Origin of the sequence: Ramlibacter agri, assembly GCF_012927085.1 — a bacterium.
GTDB lineage: Bacteria > Pseudomonadota > Gammaproteobacteria > Burkholderiales > Burkholderiaceae_C > Ramlibacter > Ramlibacter agri.
The window spans coordinates 57426-65735 of record NZ_JABBFX010000004.1 but is presented as its reverse complement, the minus strand read 5'-3'; the positions used below and the strand labels follow the sequence as shown (position 1 = coordinate 65735).

Annotated in this window: 5 protein-coding genes; all 5 read right to left on the bottom strand. The window is 70.6% G+C overall.

Features of this window, described 5'->3' with window-relative positions; genetic code table 11:
* Window positions 1-185 precede the first annotated feature (185 nt).
* From HHL11_RS30155 to HHL11_RS30135, 5 genes are read right to left on the bottom strand one after another with little or no spacing between them, the layout of a single operon-like run.
* Complete coding sequence (locus tag HHL11_RS30155) at window positions 186-965, bottom strand: SapC family protein (RefSeq protein WP_169422366.1); 780 nt, start codon at window positions 963-965, stop codon at window positions 186-188.
* Window positions 966-1015: 50 nt separating this feature from the next.
* The gene (locus HHL11_RS30150) at window positions 1016-1882 is read right to left on the bottom strand and encodes an efflux RND transporter periplasmic adaptor subunit (protein ID WP_169422365.1); all 867 of its coding nucleotides are present in this window, start codon (window positions 1880-1882) and stop codon (window positions 1016-1018) included.
* A 10-nt stretch (window positions 1883-1892) separates the two neighbouring features.
* Window positions 1893-3893, bottom strand: a complete 2001-nt coding sequence (locus HHL11_RS30145; RefSeq protein ID WP_169422364.1) for a preprotein translocase subunit SecA — start codon at window positions 3891-3893, stop codon at window positions 1893-1895.
* Between the two features lie 5 nt (window positions 3894-3898).
* Window positions 3899-6049 carry a hypothetical protein gene (locus HHL11_RS30140; RefSeq protein WP_169422363.1) on the bottom strand — a complete coding sequence of 717 codons (2151 nt, stop codon included), beginning with the start codon at window positions 6047-6049 and terminating at the stop codon, window positions 3899-3901.
* A gap of 1 nt (window position 6050) precedes the next feature.
* Complete coding sequence (locus HHL11_RS30135) at window positions 6051-7940, bottom strand: GAF domain-containing protein (RefSeq protein WP_169422362.1); 1890 nt, start codon at window positions 7938-7940, stop codon at window positions 6051-6053.
* Window positions 7941-8310 lie beyond the last annotated feature (370 nt).

Sequence of the window (8310 nt, the reverse complement as noted above, 5' to 3'; positions counted from 1 at the left end):
GGCACCCTCGCTTCGGTCCCAGCGACCGGACAGCGCGGCATTTCTTGCGGACGCCTTGCGCTATGCGGTCGCCGGGAAATCCAACGTTCCTGGCACGAAATTCGTCTTTTCTCTCACGGTCGTTCCCAACGCCATGCCGCCGTGTGCCTGCAGTGCGGTCTCGCGCGAGCGAGCCGCACCGGGCCTCAATGCACCTTCTTGCTGTCTGCCGCCTCGTCGGCCGTGGCGACGGTCGTAACCGCCGCCGCCGACGCGAGCCGCTCGCGCATGCCGCCGATGTTGCGCAGCGAGAGCAGGTGGGCGTAGATCAGTTCCAGCTCGTCGGACTTCACCAGTTCGGCGAGCTTGTCCGAGGACAGCGTTTTCAGGCGCGCGCGGTCCACGGCCATGAAGCCGCCGAGCGCGATGCGCTCGCCGGAATCCAGGCTGACCTGCGCGCGCATGGGCTCGAGCAGGTTCAGCTCCTTCAGCTTGCGGCAGAAGTCCTGCGTGCGCTGGAACTCCAGCTGGTACTGCTGCAGGAACTTCAGCACGTTCTGCGTGTACTCCGAGGGCTTCTGCGGCTCGTCGAAGAGCGCCTTGCCGGCGCCGTCCTGCTTGAAGCCGGGGAAGGACTCGTCGATGCACAGGGTGAAGCTCTTGCCCTCGTCCCGGCTGGCGAACACGAAGGGATAGCGCCGCAGGAAGGCCGGCACGTAGCGCGCCTTCCAGCCGCCGTCACCGGACAGGTACAGGTTCTCCTCGTCGCGCATCCCCAGCAGCACCGCGGGCGTCACCACGTCGCCGGTGCCGGCGAAGATGATCACGTATTCCGAGGCGGCCGCCAGGAACTCCACCGCCGTGAGCGGCACCGAGTTCACCGTGCGGCTGAAGCCGAAGTCCGCTCCCGCATCCACCGACCACTTGCCGTGGCGGCTGTACTGCACCGGGACGGCGCTCTCGTAGATCATGAGTTGCTTGGCCATGCGAATTGCCCTCTGTGGTTGGCGTTGGTTGAGGAATGAATCTGGAACGGCTATCCCGCGGGTGCCTTGTGCGCCGCGGCGCGCTGTGGCTTGACGTCGATGCCGGTGAACTGGGCTTTGCAGCGGATGCCGGCCGGCATGCGCCGCTGCGGATTGGCGAGTTCCAGCCGCACGCCGAAGGTGCCGCTGGCGGCGTCGACGATGCGGTCGATGACCTTGACGTGGCCCGTGTAGCGGGCACCGGCCGGGATCTCCGGCAGCACCTGGGCGTCCATGCCCGCCTTCACCTGGCCGTAGGCTTCCACCGGCATCAGCACCTCGACGTACAAGGTGTCGATCTCGGCCAGCTTCAGGATCGGCTTGCGGCCGACGCCGGCCTCGGCGAACTCGCCCACGTTCAGCAGGCGCTCGACCACCACCCCGTCGATCGGGCTGCGGATGGTCTTCATGCGGATCACTTCCTGCTGGCGCGCGAGCTCCAGCTCCGCGAGCTTGCGGTTGTCCTTGGCGTCCTGCAGTTCGGACTGGGCCAGCTGCTGTTCGGTGACGGCTTCCTCGCGGGCCTGGGCGGACACGAAGTTGTTCTCCTCCAGGCTCTTCTGCCGCTTGACCTTGGCGGTGCTGAATTCGACCCGGGTCTCGCCGGAGCGTACTGCCCCGTCCATGACCGAACGATGACGCGCGATGGCCGCGGCCGCGCGGTCCACCGCCGCATCGAGGACGACCAGGTCCTGCCCGCGGCGCACGTTGTCGCCGCGGTCGACGTTGACCTTTTCGATGAGGCCTTCGATGGGCGCGCGCAGCTCGATGATCTCGCGCGGCTCGATGACGCAGTCGAAATCCGCGGCCCGCGCCGGCAGGACGCAGGCACCCGTGGCCACGGCCAAAAGCACCAGGACGGGTCGTACAGCTCTCATGCTCGCCCCTTCATTCGGTTCCGCCCGCGAAGGCGAGTGCGCGGTCCAGCCGCCTGTCCTGCTCCAGCGTGGACCGCCGGTCGGCCCCATTGGCCGCCTCCGCGGCCTGTTGCGCGCGAGCCTGCAGGATCCGTGCCGCCCAGCCGGGCAGCGCCTGCTCGCGCGTTGCGTAGCGTGCGGCCAGGATCCGGGCCAGGCCCGGCGAATGGCGCGCGAATATAGCATCGTCCACCGACACGATCGCTTCGTGCGAACCCGGGTCGCCCTGCCGCGCGCAGCGGCCGAACAGCTGGCGGTCGATGCGCGCAGACTCGTGGAATTCGGTCAGGATCACGTGCAGGCCGCCGCGCGCCACGACCTCTTGCGCGAGCCGGATGTCGGTGCCGCGGCCCGCCATGTTGGTGGCGATGGTCACGCGCCCCGTCCCGCCGGCCTCGGCGACGATCGCCGCTTCGGCGCTGTCCTGGCGCGCGTTGAGAACCATGTGCTCGATGCCCAGCGCCGACAGCACCTCGGCGAGCTCCTCGGACGCAGCCACCGAGCGCGTCCCCACCAGCACCGGGCGGCCGGCGGCGCGCTGCTCCTGCACGGCCCCGGCAACCGCCTGCCACTTGCGCGTGCGGTCGGCGTAGAGGCGCGTGCCCAGGTCGCGCCGCTGGGTCACGCGGTGCGTGGGAATGCGCGTGACCTTCAGGCCGTACACCGCTTCCAGCTCCGGCCCGACCTCGCGCGCGGTGCCGCTCATCCCCGAAACCCGCAGGTAGCGCCGGAACAGGCGCTGGTAGGTGATGCGCGCCAGCGTGCCACGCCGCGCGCTGACGGTGCAGCCTTCCTTGGCTTCGACCAGCTGCTGCAGGCCGCGCTCCCAGGAGCGGTCCGGCATCACGCGGCCGGTGTATTCGTCGATGATCATCACCTTGCCGTCGCGCACCAGGTAGTGCACGTCCAGCACGAACAGGTGCAGCGCCGCCAGCGCCTGCTGCACCAGTTCCTCGCGCGCCAGCTCCGAGCGCCACGCCGGCGGCAAGCGGTGCGCCAGCTCCTGCAGGCGCTTGCGGCCCTGGGGCGTGAGGTGCGCGGCGCGGTCCTGCCGTTCGATGCGGAAGTCCTCGGCGGCATCGAGCGCCTGCGCGATGGCCAGGGCCGTCGCGTGCAGTTCGGCCTGGGCCACGTCGTCGCCGCCCGCGGAGATGACCAGCGGCGTGCGCGCCTCGTCGACCAGCACGCTGTCGGCCTCGTCGATGATGGCGAAGGCCAGCCCCCGCAGCAGCAGGCGCTCGGCGCGGTCGCCCAGGCCGAACATCTGCTGCACCAGCAGCCGGCCGCGGCCGCGGTTGCCGGCCAGCACGAGGCCGTCGCGCAGGTAGTCGAAGCCGAGGTCCTTGTTGGTGCAGTAGGTGATGTCGGCGAGCCAGGCGGCGCGGCGCTCGTCCGGTTCCTGGTCTTCCTGCGCGACGCCGACGCTGAGCCCGAGCGCTTCGTAGACCGGCCGCAGCATGGCGGCGTCGCGAGCCGCGAGGTAGTCGTTGACGGTGATCACGTGCACCGGCTGGCCCGCCAGCGCCGCGGTGGCGGCCGGCAGCGAAGCGGTGAGCGTCTTGCCCTCGCCCGTGTCCATCTCGGCCAGCAGGCCCATCAGCATGGCGTGGCCGCCCATCATCTGCACCGGGAAGTGGCGCAGGCCCAGCTCGTGCCAGGCAGCGGCGCGGACCAGCGCGAAGCTGCGTGCCACGAGCGGCAGCGCGAAACCCTGGCGCAGCAGCGCCGGCCGCAAGGCCTCGGCCTCGCCGCGTAGCGCCTCGCGCCCGAGCGCGTCGATGGCTGGCTGCAGGCGCTCCACTTCCCGCACCAGTTCACGTTCCTCCTTCAATGCCGTCGGCAAGGGCCGCCGCAGCCAGGCGCTGGCCGCGAGCAGGCGCCGGTCGAAAGCGCTTTCCCAGCGGTCGGCGCGCTCCGCATAGGGCGCGGGACCGCGTTCGACGCTGCGCCAGAATGCGGTTTCGGTGGCCATGCCGGTCAGACGTTGAAGCGCTGCAGGAAGGCCTGCCGCAGCCGCCGGTACCACTGCTCGGCCAGCGGTTCGGGGGGATGGATGAAGCGCACGTAGGCGCGGCCGCCGTAGCTGGCGCTGGTCACTTCCGGCGGCAGCTCCAGGTCGAACTGGAAGGTGCTCGCCAGCGCCCGGGCGCCCTGCGGGTCGCGCGGGTCCGCCGCGATGGCGCCGCCGCCCTGGCTGGTGAGCGCGGCGCTGGGCAGCTGTTCGCGTGCGGCCGGCACCTCGCGCACGACGCGCGCCGGATGCACCTGCTCCAAGTGGTCGGCCAGCCGCACTTCGGCGCGTACCACGCCGGCACGCACCAGCGCGATGTCGTCCTGCGAGACCACGGCCCGCACCAGCGTGCGCGCGTCCTGCGCGACATAGCCGATCAGCTCGCCCTTGCGCAGGAAGCGGCCCGGCAGGTCCTCGGGCCGGTCGATCACGAAGCGGCCGGTCGCGGCGCTGCGCACCACCAGCTGCGCATTTCGCTCCTGCAAGCGCGCGAGCGCGGCGCTTTCGCGCGCGATGTCCTGGCGGGTGATCTCGGCCTGCACGCGATCGTCGAACAGCTGGCTGTCCAATCGCGCCTGGTACTCCTCCAGCTTGGCCTGCGACAGCACGATCTGCTGGGCGAGCGCCGGGTCTTCGGTCTGCACCAGCGCCGTCCCGGGCACGAGCCGGGCGCCAGGCGCCAGCATCACCTTGCGCACGAAGCCGCTGGCGCCGGCGCGCACCTGCGCTTCGTCGGGCAGCCACACCACGCCTTCGGTGCGCGTGCGCAGCGGCATCGGCACGGCCAGCACGATGACGACGACGCCCAGTGCCAACACCGCCATGGCCGTAGCGGCACGCCGGCGCTGGCCCTGCGCCCGCGGCAGCGCCGACAGCCAGCCGACCGCCTTGAACACCGGCAGCAGCAGCATCGACGCCGCGCCCCACAACGCCAGGATCACGCCGATGAAGAACCAGGCGCCCGCCACATAAGTGACGATGGCCACCAGCACCGTAACGCGATAGGCGAAGGCGAGCGGCGTGTATGCCAGCAGCCAGCGGCGCTCGCCCGCGGTCAGCGGCGGCGGCTCGGCGTCGCGCATGCGGAACAGGTACTTCTCGGCCAGGTGGCGCCAGTACAGCGTGCCGCGCTGCGCCAGGTTGGGCATCTCGATCAGGTCGGCCAGGATGTAGTAGCCATCGAAGCGCAGCAGCGGGTTGACGTTGAACACCACGGTGGACACGCCGGCGATCAGCATCACGTTGAAGGCGACGGCGCGCAGCAGCCCCGGCTCCGCCGCCGCCCACACCAGCATGGCGATGCCCGAGAGGTACAGCTCCACCATCATGCCAGCGGAGCCCACCAAGGTGCGCCGCCACTTGCTGCGGAAGCCATTGGCGGCGGACGCATCCACATAAGGCACCGGCGTGAACACCAGCAGCAGCACGCCCATCTCGTGCACCTCGCCACCGCCGGCCTTGACCGCGTACGCGTGGCCCAGCTCGTGCAGGCACTTCACCACCGGGAAGCAGATCCACAGCAGCAACAGGTTGTGGGCGGACAGAACCCGGTCGTCGAGGTTGCGCGTGAGCTCGGGCAGGTGCACCACCACCAGCGACAGCGCGATGAGGCCCAGCAGGCAGAAGGCGATGGCGCCCGGCACGCCGAACAGCGGCCGCACATAAGGCAGCGTGCGCTCCAGGAAGCGGTCCGGGTCCCACAGCGGCAGCCGGATGCTGAAGGGGTTCTTCCACTGCGCGCTCTTGCGCTGGCGCGAGACCTGGCCGAAGCGCTGGAACAGTTCCGCCGAATCCGGCGTCACTTCGCAATACAGCAGGTCGGCGGCATGCAACTGCGACAGCAGGCGGATCACATCCTCCTGCCCCGGTGCGTCGTCGCCCAGCTGCTCCACCGCCTCGGCCCAGACTTCGTCCATGGTGCGGCGGCCATCCATGAGCCCGAGCAATTGCCAGGCCGCCGGCGTGAAGCGGTTGAAGCGGCCCGAAGCGGTGTCGTGCACCACGTACCAGACCTCGCCGCGGAAGCGGTGCCGCCGCACGCGCGCCTGCGGCTTGATCGCCGGGCGCAACCGCGCCAAGCGATACCAAGAGGGACTGAGGAAAGACTGCGCGGTCATGTCATGGTGTCCACGACCAGAAGGCAATGCGCGCCCAGTCCACGAAGGAGCGGGTCCAGATCCAGGCCAGGCTGGCCCGGCCGGCGTCGATCTTGCCCACGCCTTCCATGCCGGGGCGCAGCGTGGGCGGGGCGTCGGCGAGCGTCGCCTCCACCCGGAAGAAGTTGCGGCCGTCGCGCGGCGTGGAGACCGAGGTGACGGCGCGCACCGAGAAAGGCAGCGTGCGTTCGGTCAGGCCCGCAAGCGCCAAGGTGCCCTGCTCCTGCGGCCGCACGAAGCCGACGTCGCGCTCGTCCACCTGCAGCACGACCCGGTAGGCGTCCAGCGGCGCCACTTCGAACAGAACCTTGCCCTGCTCCAGCGGCGCGCCGAGCAGCTGCGACAGGTCGCCCGTGACGACGATGCCGTCGAACGGCGCCGTCAATTGGGTGCGCGCGAGGCGCTCATCCACCAGGGACAGCTGCGCGTCGGCCTGGCCGACCTGGGCTGCGAGGATGCGCGAAGCCACGCGGTCGCGCCGGGCCAGCGCGTCGCGGTACTTGCGCTCGGCCTGTTCCTTTTCGCTGGTCCAGCGCACGCGCTCCAGCTGCAGGTCGCGGTCATCCAGGCGCGCGAGCAACTGGCCGGCCTTGACGTGGTCGCCGGCACGCACCTTCGCCTCGGCCAGGAAGCTCTCGAAGGGCGCGACGATGGAGCGCTGCGTCGCGCCCTCTATCATGGTGCGCGCCGAGACGCGGAACTCGCCGTGCGCCAGCAGCACGAAGACGCAGGCGGCGACGGCCAGCACCGCGCCCAGCTTCAAGGTGGGATGGCGCGGACCGAACAGGCGCTCGCGCAGGACGGCAAGCTGCTCGACCCAGCGGCCGCCGAGCGGACGCTCGCGCTCCAGCAGGCGCTCCAGGCCGGGCGCCACCAGTTCGGCAAGCACCTGCACCAGCAGCACCGTTTCCGTGTCGAAGGCCGGGCCCTTGCTGCGTTCGAGCATCAGAGCGCCGATGTTGCGTCCGCCGCTGGCAAGCGGCACCGTGAGCACGGCCTCGGCCGAAGCCCGCGCCGCCAGCTCGCGATGCGCCACGCTGACGCGGCCGCGCGCCGACGCGACAGGGGGCAAGGCGACCGCGCTGTCCTGGTCGATGGCTTCTTCCATCGCCGTCGCGATGGCCTCGACCAGCTGCGAACGCGGATCGAACCAGGCGGTGCGCGACAGCGCCTGCACCTTCAGCTGGCCGCCATGCAGCAGGCCGATGCAGACGCGGTCGGCCTGCACCCGCGTGCCGAGCTCGTTGACGAGCGCCATCGCGGCCTCGCCGAGTTCATGGTGCTGCTGCATGGCCTGCAGCAGGTCGAGGGCGGCGGCGGCACGCTCGAGCCGGCGCGATTCGCGGCCGGCGCCCTGGCGGCGCAGCAGGGCCTCGAGCCAGCCCGCGCCCCACAGCAACTGGCGCAGGACAGCTTGCAACTGGGCTTCGGGCCGCGCGGCCAGGTCGAGAACCACCGCGCCATGGACGGCGCCTTCGGTCTCCACGGGGAAGGCCACGTGCAGCGTGCCGCCCGCGACCAGCGCCTGATCGGCTGCTTCGAGGCCGAGCACCGTGCCGCTGCGGCTGCCCAGCGCGCGCTGCGCGGCTTCGGTGAGGTAGCTGAGGTCGCGGCGCGGGTCGGGCCACACCGCGGCCGGCACGTAACTGTCGGTGCCGGGTGGTTTCAGGAGCAGGAGGCCGGCGCGGACGCCGGGGACCGCCGTGCATTGGAGGGCGAGCCAGGCCAGGCAGAACTCCGCGTCGGAACCGGCGTTGGCAAAGGCCGTCCATGCATGCGCGTCGGTGGCTGCGTGCGCATGCAGGGCGGTGCCATCACGGGCTCCGAAAGGCGCGGAGGTGACGGTGTTCATCGCCGCCGCGCGTGGCCGAGGATCGCTTGCATGCGGGTCCCTCCTGCAAAGGTCGGCCATCGTAACCCCTCGAAACTATTTGTCCAGAGCGGACATGCCCCGTTGCATTCGGCAACGGACATAGACACGTGCCTGGCCAGGGCATCGTGCGCTGGACTTGGAGGGATTCATGGGCTCGAGCCGCGGGCGCTTGCGTCACCGCTTCGGCGTTCTGTCATTGGGGCGCGGAGCATAGGCGGCCCAGCGCGCATCGCACTACACCTGTTTGGCGATGCGCGTTTCGAAGGGCCGGCGGCCCTTCGACGGCCGTTGCAGACGGTTACCCGCCGATATCATTCGCGCCCTTAAGGGGTACGGTGAAACCCTGTTA

What these genes read in the sequence shown, in the direction of transcription:
- HHL11_RS30135 (WP_169422362.1), bottom strand. Translation starts at nt 7,940, where the DNA reads ATGAACACCGTCACCTCCGCGCCTTTCGGAGCCCGTGATGGCACCGCC.
- HHL11_RS30140 (WP_169422363.1), bottom strand. Translation starts at nt 6,049, where the DNA reads ATGACCGCGCAGTCTTTCCTCAGTCCCTCTTGGTATCGCTTGGCGCGG.
- HHL11_RS30145 (WP_169422364.1), bottom strand. Translation starts at nt 3,893, where the DNA reads ATGGCCACCGAAACCGCATTCTGGCGCAGCGTCGAACGCGGTCCCGCG.
- HHL11_RS30155 (WP_169422366.1), bottom strand. Translation starts at nt 965, where the DNA reads ATGGCCAAGCAACTCATGATCTACGAGAGCGCCGTCCCGGTGCAGTAC.
- HHL11_RS30150 (WP_169422365.1), bottom strand. Translation starts at nt 1,882, where the DNA reads ATGAGAGCTGTACGACCCGTCCTGGTGCTTTTGGCCGTGGCCACGGGT.